The organism is Kosakonia sp. N21, from assembly GCF_050587465.1.
Classification (GTDB): domain Bacteria; phylum Pseudomonadota; class Gammaproteobacteria; order Enterobacterales; family Enterobacteriaceae.
In genome coordinates, this window is sequence record NZ_JBOBHR010000003.1 from 621216 (window position 1) to 634990 (window position 13775).

The window sequence follows — 13775 nt, forward strand, 5'->3', positions numbered from 1 at the left end:
TTTGCCGAAACGGCACCCCGGAACTTCAGGCTATAAATCGACTCTGAGTGGTACATACACAGCAGTTTGTTTGCGTTAATCGGTAATGAGATAGAGACACATGAAAAAAACCACGTTAGCAATGAGTGCACTGGCCCTGAGTTTAAGTTTAGCGCTGTCTCCTCTGTCGGCTACGGCGGCGGAAACAGCATCTTCAGCTACTTCGTCGCAACAAATGCCGAGTCTTGCGCCGATGCTGGAAAAAGTGATGCCTTCGGTGGTGAGTATTAACGTAGAAGGCAGCACGACGGTGAATACCCCGCGTATGCCGCGTAACTTCCAGCAGTTCTTTGGTGATAATTCGCCGTTCTGCCAGGACGGTTCTCCGTTCCAGGGTTCGCCATTCTGCCAGGGAGGCCAGGGCGGGCAAGATGGCTCCGGCGGCGGTCAGCAGCAGAAATTTATGGCGCTGGGCTCCGGGGTCATTATTGATGCTGCGAAAGGCTACGTTGTGACCAACAACCACGTCGTGGATAACGCCAACACCATCAAGGTTCAGTTGAGCGACGGGCGTAAATTTGACGCCAAAGTGGTGGGTAAAGATCCACGCTCCGATATCGCGCTGATCCAGATTCAGGATCCGAAAAACCTGACCGCTATCAAGCTGGCGGATTCTGACGCCCTGCGCGTGGGCGACTATACGGTGGCGATTGGTAACCCGTTCGGTTTGGGTGAAACGGTGACCTCCGGGATTGTTTCCGCGCTTGGCCGCAGCGGCTTGAATGCCGAAAACTACGAAAACTTTATTCAGACAGATGCGGCGATTAACCGGGGTAACTCCGGTGGCGCGCTGGTTAACCTGAATGGCGAGCTGATCGGGATTAACACCGCGATCCTCGCACCGGACGGCGGCAACATCGGTATCGGTTTTGCCATCCCGAGTAATATGGTGAAAAACCTGACCGGCCAGATGGTTGAGTTTGGTCAGGTGCGCCGTGGCGAGCTGGGGATTATGGGTACCGAACTGAATTCCGAACTGGCGAAAGCGATGAAAGTCGATGCCCAGCGCGGGGCGTTTGTCAGCCAGGTGATGCCGAATTCTGCCGCCGCGAAAGCCGGTGTTAAAGCGGGTGATGTGATCACCTCGCTGAATGGCAAACCGATTAGCAGCTTCGCAGCGCTGCGAGCGGAAGTGGGTTCGATGCCAATTGGTAGCAAAGTTGCTCTTGGCCTGTTGCGTGACGGTAAACCGGTGAATATCACGCTGGAATTGCAGCAGAGCAGCCAGAACCAGGTGGATTCCAGCACCATCTTCAGCGGTATTGAAGGTGCGGAAATGAGCAACAAAGGCAAAGATGCCGGCGTGGTGGTTAACGCAGTGAAAGCGAATACCCCGGCAGCGCAGATTGGCCTGAAAAAAGGTGATGTGATTATCGGCGCCAACCAGCAGCCGGTTAAAAACATCGCTGAGTTGCGCAAAATTCTCGACGGCAAACCTTCTGTACTGGCGCTGAATATTCAGCGTGGCGATACCTCCATCTATCTGCTGATGCAGTAATCTGCAAAACCCCTCTTTCTCCATACGGGGAAGGGGGGCTCCCCTTCTGTTTTGTGAGGCCTTCCACAACTCCATACTTCTGAATGCTGCTTTGTGCATATGCACAGTGCACGCTATGATTTTCTCCCATATGCTTGGGCTCTGCTCACGGGAGGGTTACATGGCTGGCTGGCATCTTGATACCAAAATGGCACAGGATATCGTGGCGCGCACGATGCGCATCATTGATACAAACATTAACGTCATGGATGCACGTGGTCGCATCATCGGTAGCGGCGATCGCGAACGAATTGGGGAATTGCACGAAGGCGCGCTGTTAGTTCTCTCCCAGGGCCGCGTGGTGGATATTGACGATGCCGTCGCGCGTCACTTGCATGGCGTACGTCAGGGGATCAACCTGCCGCTACGACTGGAAGGGGAAATTGTCGGCGTTATCGGTTTGACCGGCGAACCGGAAACGTTGCGCAAATATGGCGAGCTGGTCTGCATGACCGCTGAGATGATGCTGGAACAATCCCGTTTGATGCATCTGCTGGCCCAGGATAGCCGCCTACGTGAAGAGCTGGTGATGAACCTGATCCAGGCGGAAGAGCATACGCCCGCATTAACGGAATGGGCGCAGCGACTGGGTATCGATTTAAATCAGCCGCGTGTGGTGGCGGTGGTGGAAGTCGACAGCGGCCAACTGGGCGTTGATAGCGCGATGGCCGAATTGCAGCAGTTGCAGAATGCGTTGACCACGCCGGAACGCAACAATCTTATCGCGATTGTCTCGTTGACGGAGATGGTGGTGCTCAAACCGGCGCTCAATCAGTTTGGTCGCTGGGACGCAGAAGATCATCGCAAGCGCGTTGAGCAGCTGATTACCCGCATGAAAGAGAACGGTCAACTGCGTTTTCGCGTTGCACTTGGCAACTATTTTACGGGGCCCGGCAGCATTGCCCGTTCATACCGTACGGCGCGCACCACCATGATGGTGGGTAAACAGCGTATGCCGGAAAGCCGCAGCTATTTCTATCAGGATCTGATGTTGCCGGTGCTGCTGGACAGTTTACGTGGCGGCTGGCAGGCGAATGAGCTGGCGCGCCCGTTGTCGCGTTTAAAAGCGATGGACAACAATGGCCTGCTCAGGCGCACTTTATCGGCTTGGTTTCGCCATAACGTGCAACCGCTGGCAACATCCAAAGCGCTGTTTATCCACCGCAATACGCTGGAATACCGTCTCAATCGTATCTCTGAACTGACCGGGCTGGATTTAGGGAATTTCGATGACAGGCTGCTGCTGTATGTGGCGCTGCAATTAGACGAACAGCGTTGATTTGATATTTCTTACCCGGCCCGTGGAACGCATCCGCAGACCGGGTAAGCGCAACACGGTTATTTCCCGCGCGTTAACTTCTCAAGATCTGACTCTATTTCGTTGATCTTGTTGGTGACCACGCTTTCAAGGTGACGCAGATCGTCAAGGATCTTACGTTTCAGATCCACTTCGGTACGATCGCGCTGACAGATTTGATCTAATTCATCAATCACATAGCGCAGGTTAGGGCTGATCTCCTGAACCTCTTTATACCCCTGACCGACGCCGTCGGCGACCACGGTTTTACGCTGACGCGGGTATTTAAACTTCACGCTTTTGGCAAAAAACTCGCCTTTGTCCTTATGAAAATAGATTTTCAGGATATCGTTGTTCGCTTCCTGACGGAGGCTGTAACGATCAATTTCATCGGGATTGGTAATGCCTAAACTTTTCAGATTATCGTACATAGCGGTACCCTTAAGCTCAACATAACCTATGAATAATTAACGAAAAAATCTATTTTTTCCACCTGCGCGTATTAAAAAGGCGGGACAGGTCACCCTCTCCCGAAAGGGGAGAGGGGAAAGACTTAATCGATGGTGCGCAGGAGTTCGTTGATACCCACTTTGCCACGCGTTTTCGCATCGACTTTTTTCACGATAACGGCACAGTACAGGCTGTATTTGCCATCTTTGGACGGCAGGTTGCCGGAAACCACAACGGAGCCCGCCGGTACGCGACCGTAGTGAATTTCGCCGGTTTCGCGGTCATAAATACGGGTGCTCTGGCCGATATACACGCCCATGGAGATAACCGAACCCTCTTCAACGATAACACCTTCCACCACTTCGGAACGCGCGCCGATAAAGCAGTTATCTTCAATGATAGTCGGGTTTGCCTGTAATGGCTCCAGTACGCCGCCGATTCCCACACCGCCGGAGAGGTGAACGTTTTTACCAATCTGCGCGCAGGACCCTACGGTTGCCCAGGTATCGACCATGGTGCCTTCATCAACGTAGGCGCCGATATTAACGTAAGACGGCATCAGTACAGTGTTACGGGCGATAAACGCACCCTGACGAACCGCAGCTGGCGGCACCACACGGAAACCTTCTTTCTGGAAACGCGCTGCATCGTAGTCGGCGAATTTCATCGGCACTTTATCGAAGTAGCGGCTTTCTGCACCGTCGATAACCTGGTTATCGTTAATGCGGAAAGAGAGCAGAACCGCTTTCTTCAGCCACTGGTGAGTGACCCATTGACCATCGATTTTTTCTGCGACGCGCAGGGCGCCGGAATCGAGCAGAGCAATAACCTGGTTGACCGCTTCACGGGTAACGGTATCCACATTGGCCGGTGTGATCTCTGCGCGACGCTCGAAAGCGGTTTCAATAACGTTCTGTAACTGCTGCATTGTTAAGCTCTTTCCATCTGTGTAAAAAATTCATCACCCTTTATCGTTTGGATTGAGGGCCTCTGTCAACCGTTGTTGCACCTCCTTTTGCAGCGCATTATTAAGGCCACGCCGGTCGGCGGTTGCGATTATAAATAAATCTTCTACTCGTTCACCAATTGTTGTAATTCTCGCCCCGTGCAACGAAATTCCAAGGTCGGCAAACACCTGGCCAACGCGTGCGAGCAAGCCGGGTTGATCGAGCGCAATCAACTCAAGGAAGGATTTTCTGTCGGTATGGGTCGGCAGGAAATTCACTTCCGTGTCGACGGTAAAGTGACGCAATTTGGCCGGTTGACGTCGTGGCTGCGGCGGTTGCCAGGTGTGTTGCGTGATAGCCTGCTCTAAACCGAAGCAGATGGCATCGTGGCGATCGGCGGAGAGTGGACTGCCATCCGGTTCCAGCACAATAAAGGTATCCATCGCCATGCCGTCGCGGGTGGTGAAGATCTGCGCGTCATGGACGCTGAGATTACGTCTGTCGAGTTCGGCACATACGGCGGCAAAAAGGTAAGGTCTGTCGGGACTCCAGATAAAAATCTCCGTGCCGCCGCGGGTTGCCTGAGGACTGAGCAGGATCAGCGGTTTGCTTAAATCATGCCCGAGCAGGTGGCGGGCATGCCACGCCAGCTGGTTTGGGCTGTGACGCACGAAATAGTTGGCGCGGCAACGCGCCCAAATCTGATGCAACTGCTCTTCATCAATATTGTCCATGCGCAGCAACGCCAGCGCTTGTAATTGATGATGACGCACCCGTTCACGCATATCCGGCGTGTTTTGCATGCCACGGCGCAGCTGTTTTTCGGTGGCGAAATAGAGTTCGCGCAACAGGCTCTGCTTCCAGCTGTTCCACAGGGTTTCGTTAGTGGCGCAAATATCCGCAACCGTCAGGCAGACGAGGAAGCGTAACCGGTTCTCCGTTTGCACCTCTTCGGCGAACTGCTTGATGACTTCCGGATCCTGAATATCACGGCGCTGGGCGGTCACCGACATCAGCAAGTGATGACGGACCAGCCAGGCAACGAGTTGCGTTTCGCGGGAGTTCAGCCCGTGCAACTCGGCAAATTTCAGCACATCCTGCGCCCCCAGTACGGAGTGGTCACCGCCGCGCCCTTTCGCGATGTCGTGGAACAGCGCGGCAATCAAAATCAGTTCCGGATGCGTCAAACGCGGCCACAACTCTACGCATAAGGGATGCTTATTACGCGTCTCTTCTTTGGCGAAACTTTCCAGCTTCAGTAACACGCGAATGGTGTGCTCATCGACCGTGTAGGCATGGAACAGGTCAAATTGCATCTGACCGACGATATGTGACCACTGCGGCATATAGGCCCACAATACGCTGTGGCGGTGCATCGGTAGCAGGCCGCGGCTGACGGCACCCGGATGACGCAGCATACTGAGGAAAATGGAGCGCGCTTCAGCGATGTAGCATAACGGCTGTGTCAGATGGCGACGGGCGTGTCGCAGGTGACGCAGGGTCGTGGAGTAGATGCCAGTAATCGTGCTGTTGCGCACCATGATATAGAACATCCGCAAAATCGCCTGCGGCTCGCGAATAAATAACGTCTCATCGCGCAGGTCAATCAGCGTGCCGCGTAGCTGGAACTCATCATCGATCGGGCGCGGTTTTTCATCAGCCGTGAGCGCCAGTATCGCTTCATCGAAGAGCTGGAGCAGCATCTGATTCAGTTCTGTGACACGGCGTGTGACCCGGAAGAAATCTTTCATCATGTGCTCAACCGGCTGGTTGCCTTCGCCAATATAGTTCAGGCGCTGGGCGACGCTTAACTGGCGATCAAAGAGCAGGCGATTATCGTAGCGGTTCAGTTCCAGATGCAGGGCGAAACGGATGCGCCACAGCAGATGCAGACACTCATTCAGTTCATTACGCTCCGCTTCGGTGAGGAAGCCGAAGCCGACCATTTCATCCAGCGATGTTGCGCCAAAGTGGCGACGCGCCACCCATTGCAGGGTGTGAATATCGCGCAGGCCGCCGGGGCTGCTTTTAATGTCCGGCTCAAGGTTGTAGCTGGTGCCGTGGTAGCGCTGATGACGCTCATTTTGCTCGGCCACTTTCGCCGGGAAAAACGTTTCCGAAGGCCAGAAATCGTCGCTGAAAATATGCTTTTGCAGCTCAAGAAACAGCGCCACGTCGCCAATTAGCAGGCGTGATTCAATGAGGTTAGTGGCGACGGTTAAATCCGACAGCCCCTCCTGCAGGCATTCATCCAGCGTGCGCACGCTGTGACCCACTTCCAGTTTTACGTCCCAGAGGAGTGTCAGCAACTCGCCAATCTTTTGCGCCTGCTCATCGGGCAGTTTGTGGCGACTGAGGATCAGCAGGTCGATATCCGACAAGGGGTGCAGCTCACCGCGGCCATAGCCGCCAACCGCCACCAGCGCGACGTCGCTGATATCGCCAAAACCGTACTCCAGCCACAGGCGTTGCAGCAGCTGATCGATAAATTCGGTACGTGCTTCAATCAGTTGTTCGGCGGAAATACCGGCATCAAATACATGCCCCAGCCACTGCTGGAAGGCGTCGATATGGGCTTTGATCCCCGCACACTGCAGCGCGTCCTGGGGCCAGACGCCAGGGTACTCAGGCTGGCCGGGAAGGGTGGGTTTGACGGTGTTGACGAATTGTTCTGACAAGGTATTGCTCATTATTAACCACCCGTGTGGAGTGAGGATCACTAACAAAACAAAGTAAAAGAGATAGTCAGAAATGAAAAGTCGTTTATACGTATGACGAAGAGGTTGGCGGGGCAAAAAAAACGACCCGCAGAGCGGGCCGTAGAGAGGGGCGTAACGGCGGAGATTAGGCGGCCGTCAGTACTGCGTCGATTGCGTCGTCTTTGCGCAGGGTCAGGATCTCACAACCCGTTTCCGTCACCACGATCGTGTGCTCGTATTGCGCCGACAGGCTGCGATCTTTGGTTTTCACCGTCCAGCCATCTTTCATGGTGCGAATGCGGTAATCACCGGCGTTGACCATCGGCTCTACGGTGAAGGTCATACCGGCCTGCAACACAACGCCGCCGTCATCTGCATCATAGTGCAGAACCTGCGGCTCTTCGTGGAAGCCGCGACCAATGCCGTGCCCGCAGTATTCGCGCACCACGGAGAAGCCCTGCGCTTCTACAAATTTCTGGATAGCTGCGCCAAGGGTACGCAGACGAATGCCCGGTTTCACCATGCGCAGGGCCAGATAGAGGCTCTCCTGGGTGACGTGGCACAGGCGTTCGCCAAGGATGGTCGGTTTGCCGACGATAAACATTTTGGAGGTGTCGCCGTGATAGTCGTCTTTGATAACGGTCACGTCGATGTTGACCACATCGCCATCTTTCAGCAGTTTTTCGTCATCCGGGATACCGTGACATACCACTTCATTAATAGAGATACAGACGGATTTCGGGAAGCCGTGGTAACCGAGGCAAGCGGAGATCGCGTGTTGCTCATTGACGATGTAGTCATTGCAGATGCGGTCCAGCTCGCCGGTGCTGACGCCCGGTTTAACGTACGGTTCGATCATTTCCAGCACTTCGGCGGCCAGACGACCGGCAATGCGCATTTTTTCGATTTCTTCAGGAGTTTTAATTGAGATAGCCATGGAGTGCGTCCATCAGTGTCGAATTTTTCGACTATACCAGGATAAGTGTTGTTCATGGTAACAGTCGGGCAAGCTTTGTGCCAAATTGAGAATCATTAACAGCACACCGCGTCAACAACTATTGGTGTCCGGCAGTGTTTTGTGATATAAAGCGCGCCGGACTTCCGTTCCTGTTTTGGGATGGGAGCCACAAATCTCACTTTGTGTAATAACACACACGTATCGGCACATATTCCGGGGTGCCCTTCGGGGTCGGTAATATGGGATACGTGGAGGCATAACCCCAACTTTTATATAGAGGTTTTAAACATGGCAACTGTTTCCATGCGCGATATGCTCAAGGCTGGTGTTCACTTTGGTCACCAGACCCGTTACTGGAACCCGAAAATGAAGCCGTTCATCTTCGGTGCGCGTAACAAAGTTCACATCATCAACCTTGAGAAAACTGTACCGATGTTCAACGAAGCCCTGGCTGAGCTGAACAAAATTGCTTCTCGCAAAGGCAAAATCCTGATCGTTGGTACTAAACGCGCTGCAAGCGAAGCGGTGAAAGAAGCTGCTCTGAACTGCGACCAGTTCTTCGTGAACCATCGCTGGTTGGGCGGTATGCTGACTAACTGGAAAACCGTTCGTCAGTCCATCAAACGTCTGAAAGACCTGGAAACTCAGTCTCAGGACGGTACCTTCGACAAGCTGACCAAGAAAGAAGCGCTGATGCGCACTCGTGAACTGGACAAGCTGGAAAACAGCCTGGGCGGTATCAAAGACATGGGCGGTCTGCCGGACGCTCTGTTCGTTATCGACGCTGACCACGAGCACATCGCAATCAAAGAAGCAAACAACCTGGGTATCCCGGTATTTGCTATCGTTGATACCAACTCCGATCCGGACGGCGTTGACTTCGTTATCCCGGGTAACGATGACGCAATCCGTGCTGTTAGCCTGTACCTGAATGCCGTTGCTGCTACCGTTCGTGAAGGCCGTTCTTCGGATCTGGCTACTCAGGCGGAAGAAAGCTTCGTAGAAGCTGAGTAATAAGGCACGCTCTCTGAGCCCCTTATTGAGCAGGTAGTACCGAGTTTGGTTAGGGGGCCTGTTTATGGCCCCCTTTTTCACTTTTAAGCCTGTTTGGTTCCCTGAACCAGGCAGGTCATATCTCTCCCGAGGATTAAAGAATGGCTGAAATTACCGCATCCCTGGTAAAAGAGCTGCGTGAACGTACTGGCGCAGGCATGATGGATTGCAAAAAAGCACTGACTGAAGCGAACGGCGACATCGAGCTGGCAATCGAAAATATGCGTAAATCCGGTGCTATCAAAGCAGCGAAAAAAGCAGGCAACGTTGCTGCTGACGGCGTGATCATCACTAAGATCGACGGCACCTACGGCATCATTCTGGAAGTAAACTGCCAGACTGACTTCGTGGCGAAAGATGGTGGTTTCCAGGCATTTGCAAACAAAGTGCTGGATGCCGCTGTTGCTGGCAAAATCACCGACGTTGAAGTTCTGAAAGCACAGTTCGAAGAAGAGCGTGTTGCGCTGGTTGCTAAAATTGGTGAGAACATCAACATCCGTCGCGTTGCTTCCCTGGAAGGCGAAGTTCTGGGTTCTTACCAGCACGGTGCGCGTATCGGTGTTCTGATTGCGGCTAAAGGCGCGGATCAGGAACTGGTTAAACAGCTGGCTATGCACGTTGCTGCAAGCAAACCGGAATTCGTTAAACCGGAAGACGTGTCTGCTGAAGTGGTAGAAAAAGAGTACCAGGTTCAGCTGGACATCGCCATGCAGTCTGGCAAACCGAAAGAAATCGCAGAGAAAATGGTTGAAGGCCGCATGAAGAAATTCACCGGCGAAGTTTCTCTGACCGGCCAGCCTTTCGTTATGGATCCGAGCAAAACTGTTGGTCAGCTGCTGAAAGAGCACAACGCTGACGTAACTGGCTTCATCCGCTTCGAAGTGGGCGAAGGCATCGAGAAAGTTGAGACTGACTTCGCAGCAGAAGTTGCTGCAATGTCCAAGCAGTCTTAATCACTAAAAAGGAGCCGCCTTAGGGCGGCTTCTTTTTATGCCCTTCATCTGAAAATCAGCCAACACGCTAGTGTTTGCGCTGACAGGCGACGTATCATAGCGCCAGTATTAAATCCGTCCAATTGTTGACAGTCTCAGGAAAGAAACATGGCTACCAATGCAAAACCCGTCTACAAACGCATTCTGCTTAAGCTGAGCGGCGAAGCGCTCCAGGGATCCGAAGGCTTCGGTATTGACGCAAGCATTCTTGACCGTATGGCGCAGGAAATTAAAGAGCTGGTTGAACTGGGAGTTCAGGTTGGCGTGGTGATTGGTGGCGGTAACCTGTTCCGCGGCGCGGGGCTGGCAAAAGCGGGCATGAACCGCGTTGTGGGCGATCACATGGGTATGCTGGCAACGGTGATGAACGGCCTGGCGATGCGTGATGCGCTGCATCGTGCCTATGTGAACGCGCGTCTGATGTCCGCGTTTCCGCTGAATGGCGTGTGCGACAACTACAGCTGGGCGGAGGCTATCAGCCTGCTGCGCAATAACCGTGTCGTTATTTTCAGTGCCGGTACCGGTAACCCGTTCTTCACGACCGATTCCGCTGCTTGCCTGCGCGGTATCGAAATCGAAGCCGATGTCGTGCTGAAAGCAACCAAAGTAGACGGCGTGTTTACTGCCGATCCGGTGACCGATCCGACTGCAACGCTGTGTGAGCAACTGAGCTACACCGAAGTGTTGGATAAAGAACTGAAAGTGATGGATCTGGCGGCCTTTACGCTGGCCCGCGATCATAAACTGCCGATTCGCGTGTTCAATATGAACAAACCCGGCGCGCTGCGTCGCGTGGTAATGGGCGAAAAAGAAGGCACATTGATTACGGAATAATTCCCGTAAGCAATAAATAAAGGTAAGATTCCGCTTTAATTTATTGAGCCGTTCTTTCTGGCATCTCACGATGCCAGAATGTTGAACAGCGCTATACTTAGCACACCCGCAACCAGGCGTGCCTGCGTATGGTCTGCCTGCGACAAGATTTCAAGGATCCGTAACGTGATTAGCGATATCAGAAAAGATGCTGAAGTGCGCATGGAAAAATGCGTAGAATCGTTCAAAACTCAAATCAGCAAAGTGCGCACTGGTCGCGCTTCCCCGAGCCTGCTGGATGGCATCGTGGTGGAATATTACGGTACGCCGACGCCGTTGCGCCAGTTGGCAAGCGTAACAGTGGAAGATTCCCGTACGCTGAAAATCAACGTATTCGATCGCTCAATGAGCCCGGCCGTTGAAAAAGCCATCATGACATCTGACTTGGGTCTGAACCCGAACTCCGCAGGGAGCGATATCCGCGTTCCGCTGCCGGCGCTGACCGAAGAACGTCGTAAAGATCTGATCAAAGTTGTTCGAGGCGAAGCTGAACAAGCACGCGTTGCTGTACGTAACGTCCGCCGTGATGCGAACGATAAAGTGAAAGCTCTGCTGAAAGACAAAGAAATCAGCGAAGACGACGATCGCCGTTCACAGGATGACGTGCAGAAACTGACCGATGCTGCCATCAAGAAAGTGGATGCGGCGCTGGCGGATAAAGAAGCGGAACTGATGCAGTTCTGATTCTATAAAAACCGACTAAAACGCCGTACAGAGAGCCATTACAGTGGCTTTGCTGGCGGCGTTTTGCTTTTTATTCTCGCAACGTTGTGAGCGTTTCATGAAGCATTTAACTCTTCTGGGCTCAACGGGTTCTATTGGTTGCAGCACGCTTGATGTGGTTCGCCACAATCCCGATCGTTTTTCCGTTACTGCGCTGGTGGCAGGCAAAAATGTTGCCCGTATGGTTGAACAGTGTCTGGAATTCACCCCACGTTTCGCTGTCATGGACGATGAGCAGAGCGCGCAGCAGTTAAAAATCGCTTTGCAAGAAACGGGTTGCCGTACTGAGGTGCTGAGTGGTCAGCAGGGGGCTTGCGAAATGGCCGCGTTGGGTGATGTCGATCAGGTCATGGCCGCCATTGTCGGTGCCGCCGGTTTGGTGCCAACGCTTGCTGCGATTCGCGCAGGCAAGACGGTGTTGCTGGCGAATAAAGAGTCGCTGGTGACCTGTGGCCGCTTGTTTATGGAGGCGGTGAAAGAGAGCGGCGCGCGGCTTTTGCCGGTGGATAGCGAGCATAACGCTATTTTTCAGAGTTTACCGGAAACAATTCAGCAAAACCTGGGGTACGCTGATCTGGAGCAGAATGGCGTTTCGTCTATTCTGCTTACCGGGTCTGGTGGTCCATTTCGGGAGACGCCATTAGCGGATCTGGCGGCGATGACGCCGGATCAGGCATGTCGCCATCCTAACTGGTCAATGGGGCGTAAGATTTCCGTTGATTCAGCCACTATGATGAATAAAGGTCTGGAATACATTGAAGCACGCTGGTTGTTTAATGCCTCTGCCCGCCAAATGGAAGTGCTGATCCATCCGCAATCGGTGATCCATTCCATGGTGCGTTACCAGGATGGCAGTGTTTTAGCGCAACTGGGTGAGCCGGATATGCGTACGCCTATTGCACATACAATGGCCTGGCCTGATCGTGTGCCTTCGGGTGTTAATGCCCTCGATTTCTGCAAACTGAATTCGTTAAGTTTCGCTGCGCCTGATTATGATCGTTATCCCTGCCTGAAGCTGGCCATTGATGCTTCACGCGACGGACAGGCAGCGACAACCGCGTTAAATGCAGCAAATGAGGTCACTGTTTCGGCATTCCTGGCGTCCGCGATTCGTTTCACGGATATCGCTGCCCTGAATCTGTCTGTGCTGGAGCAGATGGATTTACGTGAACCGCAAAGTATCGATGATGTATTGTCTGTTGACGCCCTGGCTCGTGATGTCGCGCAAAGAGAAGTGACGCGCTTCGCAAGCTGGTGATATTACAGCCATGAGTTACGGTGCTATTTGTTAGCGTTCGGCTTCGGTGATATAGTCTGCGCCACCCAATAGCCAGTTTGTTATATGGGCTGTTGGGTTAGCCGTGGTTTACACGGCTTTTTTGCGTAAAGGCTTGTGTATTCCTGAGTACCGCTCAATCCTTTTCAGGGACTAAAACGCGTTATGTTGTCTGCTAACCAACCGATAAGCGAAAGTTTGCCAACGCATGGCTGCCGCCATGTAGCGATAATTATGGATGGCAATGGTCGCTGGGCGAAAAGACAAGGGAAGCTCCGGGCCTTTGGTCATCGGGCTGGAGCAAAGTCTGTTCGCCGTGCGGTATCTTATGCCGCCAATAATGGTATTGATGCGCTGACGCTTTATGCTTTTAGTAGCGAGAACTGGAACCGCCCGGCGCAGGAAGTCAGTGCGCTGATGGAGCTGTTTGTGTGGGCGCTGGATAGCGAAGTGAAAAGCCTGCATCGTCATAATGTGCGTTTACGCATCATTGGCGATACCAGTCGTTTTAATACGCGTTTGCAGGATCGAATCCGTAAAGCGGAAGCGTTAACCGCCCAGAACACCGGGCTGACGCTGAATGTCGCGGCGAACTATGGTGGTCGCTGGGATATTGTTCAGGGAGTCCGTCAGTTAGCTGTGCAAGTGCAGGAAGGGCTATTACGCCCGGATCAAATTGATGAAGAAACGCTGAATAAGCAAATCTGCATGCATGAACTGGCTCCCGTTGATTTAGTGATTAGGACTGGTGGGGAACATCGCATAAGTAATTTTTTACTTTGGCAAATTGCCTATGCCGAACTTTACTTTACTGATGTTCTTTGGCCCGATTTTGATGAACAAGACTTTGAAGGTGCGCTACATGCCTTTGCCAATCGAGAGCGTCGTTTCGGCGGCACCGAGCCTGGTGGCGACAAAGCCTGATGGGGGT

At 53.1% G+C, this 13775-nt stretch carries 12 protein-coding genes; 8 read left to right on the top strand and 4 right to left on the bottom strand.

Features of this window, described 5'->3' with window-relative positions:
- The first annotated feature begins 100 nt into the window (after nt 1–100).
- Complete coding sequence (gene degP, locus ACQ3G7_RS10055) at nt 101–1537, top strand: serine endoprotease DegP (RefSeq protein ID WP_263098005.1); 1437 nt, start codon at nt 101–103, stop codon at nt 1535–1537.
- A gap of 160 nt (nt 1538–1697) precedes the next feature.
- Entirely contained in the window at nt 1698–2855 is a 1158-nt protein-coding gene (gene cdaR, locus ACQ3G7_RS10060; RefSeq protein WP_263098004.1) for a DNA-binding transcriptional regulator CdaR, read from the top strand.
- Nucleotides 2856–2914: 59 nt separating this feature from the next.
- Here the strand turns inward: cdaR and ACQ3G7_RS10065 are convergent, their stop codons facing one another.
- The 4 genes from ACQ3G7_RS10065 to map form a co-directional block, all read right to left on the bottom strand.
- Nucleotides 2915–3304: a DUF3461 family protein gene (locus ACQ3G7_RS10065; protein ID WP_017457991.1), complete on the bottom strand. Its 390-nt coding sequence runs from the start codon at nt 3302–3304 to the stop codon at nt 2915–2917.
- Between the two features lie 122 nt (nt 3305–3426).
- Nucleotides 3427–4251, bottom strand: coding sequence for a 2,3,4,5-tetrahydropyridine-2,6-dicarboxylate N-succinyltransferase (gene dapD / locus ACQ3G7_RS10070; protein ID WP_061497581.1), 825 nt, complete (start codon nt 4249–4251; stop codon nt 3427–3429).
- A gap of 33 nt (nt 4252–4284) precedes the next feature.
- Nucleotides 4285–6960 carry a bifunctional uridylyltransferase/uridylyl-removing protein GlnD gene (glnD, locus tag ACQ3G7_RS10075; RefSeq protein WP_263098003.1) on the bottom strand — a complete coding sequence of 892 codons (2676 nt, stop codon included), beginning with the start codon at nt 6958–6960 and terminating at the stop codon, nt 4285–4287.
- A 154-nt stretch (nt 6961–7114) separates the two neighbouring features.
- Nucleotides 7115–7906, bottom strand: a complete 792-nt coding sequence (gene map / locus ACQ3G7_RS10080) for a type I methionyl aminopeptidase (RefSeq protein ID WP_430889707.1) — start codon at nt 7904–7906, stop codon at nt 7115–7117.
- A gap of 309 nt (nt 7907–8215) precedes the next feature.
- On the opposite strand from map, the gene rpsB reads away from it, so the two are divergent.
- The 6 genes from rpsB (at nt 8216) to ispU (ending at nt 13768) form a co-directional block, all read left to right on the top strand.
- Nucleotides 8216–8941 carry a 30S ribosomal protein S2 gene (gene rpsB, locus ACQ3G7_RS10085; protein ID WP_061497575.1) on the top strand — a complete coding sequence of 242 codons (726 nt, stop codon included), beginning with the start codon at nt 8216–8218 and terminating at the stop codon, nt 8939–8941.
- Between the two features lie 140 nt (nt 8942–9081).
- On the top strand, nt 9082–9933 hold the full coding sequence (gene tsf, locus ACQ3G7_RS10090) for a translation elongation factor Ts (RefSeq protein WP_061497573.1): 852 nt from the start codon (nt 9082–9084) through the stop codon (nt 9931–9933).
- Between the two features lie 147 nt (nt 9934–10080).
- Entirely contained in the window at nt 10081–10806 is a 726-nt protein-coding gene (pyrH, locus tag ACQ3G7_RS10095) for a UMP kinase (RefSeq protein ID WP_061497572.1), read from the top strand.
- A gap of 165 nt (nt 10807–10971) precedes the next feature.
- Nucleotides 10972–11529, top strand: a complete 558-nt coding sequence (gene frr / locus ACQ3G7_RS10100; protein WP_263098001.1) for a ribosome recycling factor — start codon at nt 10972–10974, stop codon at nt 11527–11529.
- Nucleotides 11530–11626: 97 nt separating this feature from the next.
- On the top strand, nt 11627–12826 hold the full coding sequence (gene ispC / locus ACQ3G7_RS10105) for a 1-deoxy-D-xylulose-5-phosphate reductoisomerase (RefSeq protein ID WP_430889708.1): 1200 nt from the start codon (nt 11627–11629) through the stop codon (nt 12824–12826).
- A gap of 183 nt (nt 12827–13009) precedes the next feature.
- Nucleotides 13010–13768: a (2E,6E)-farnesyl-diphosphate-specific ditrans,polycis-undecaprenyl-diphosphate synthase gene (ispU, locus tag ACQ3G7_RS10110; protein ID WP_061497567.1), complete on the top strand. Its 759-nt coding sequence runs from the start codon at nt 13010–13012 to the stop codon at nt 13766–13768.
- Nucleotides 13769–13775: the final 7 nt, after the last annotated feature.

Bases quoted from the DNA above. Each gene is read 5' to 3' on its own strand.
- degP (WP_263098005.1), top strand. From the start codon at position 101: ATGAAAAAAACCACGTTAGCAATGAGTGCACTGGCCCTGAGTTTAAGT.
- cdaR (WP_263098004.1), top strand. From the start codon at position 1,698: ATGGCTGGCTGGCATCTTGATACCAAAATGGCACAGGATATCGTGGCG.
- ACQ3G7_RS10065 (WP_017457991.1), bottom strand. From the start codon at position 3,304: ATGTACGATAATCTGAAAAGTTTAGGCATTACCAATCCCGATGAAATT.
- dapD (WP_061497581.1), bottom strand. From the start codon at position 4,251: ATGCAGCAGTTACAGAACGTTATTGAAACCGCTTTCGAGCGTCGCGCA.
- glnD (WP_263098003.1), bottom strand. From the start codon at position 6,960: ATGAGCAATACCTTGTCAGAACAATTCGTCAACACCGTCAAACCCACC.
- map (WP_430889707.1), bottom strand. From the start codon at position 7,906: ATGGCTATCTCAATTAAAACTCCTGAAGAAATCGAAAAAATGCGCATT.
- rpsB (WP_061497575.1), top strand. From the start codon at position 8,216: ATGGCAACTGTTTCCATGCGCGATATGCTCAAGGCTGGTGTTCACTTT.
- tsf (WP_061497573.1), top strand. From the start codon at position 9,082: ATGGCTGAAATTACCGCATCCCTGGTAAAAGAGCTGCGTGAACGTACT.
- pyrH (WP_061497572.1), top strand. From the start codon at position 10,081: ATGGCTACCAATGCAAAACCCGTCTACAAACGCATTCTGCTTAAGCTG.
- ispC (WP_430889708.1), top strand. From the start codon at position 11,627: ATGAAGCATTTAACTCTTCTGGGCTCAACGGGTTCTATTGGTTGCAGC.
- ispU (WP_061497567.1), top strand. From the start codon at position 13,010: ATGTTGTCTGCTAACCAACCGATAAGCGAAAGTTTGCCAACGCATGGC.